We start from the raw sequence: 241 nt of genomic DNA on the forward strand, positions 1-241 counted from the left end.
TGGTGTCGGCGTCGGTGCTGCGAGCCTGGTCGTAGGACAGGTAGTGGGAGAGGTCCGAGCTGATCAGCAACAGGGTTTCCGGCCCGCCCCAGGCCTCCTCGAGCACGGACGCGACGAGTTCGGCGCCGGCGTCCCCGACGACCAGGGGAACGAGCTCGAACTCGTCCAGCACCCGCTGCAGGAAGGGCAGTTGCACCTCCAGCGAGTGCGTCGGGGGCATGCGCGTCGGTCGGAGTGGATC

General features: G+C 68.9%; 1 protein-coding gene. It reads right to left on the minus strand.

Annotation, left to right across the window (positions count from 1 at the left end):
* On the minus strand, window positions 1-241 hold a 241-nt coding region (gene amrB, locus BN358_RS24220; protein WP_157593506.1), incomplete at both ends, for an AmmeMemoRadiSam system protein B.

This window comes from Sedimentibacter sp. B4 (genome assembly GCF_000309315.1).
GTDB classification, from domain to species: domain Bacteria; phylum Bacillota; class Clostridia; order Tissierellales; family Sedimentibacteraceae; genus Sedimentibacter; species Sedimentibacter saalensis.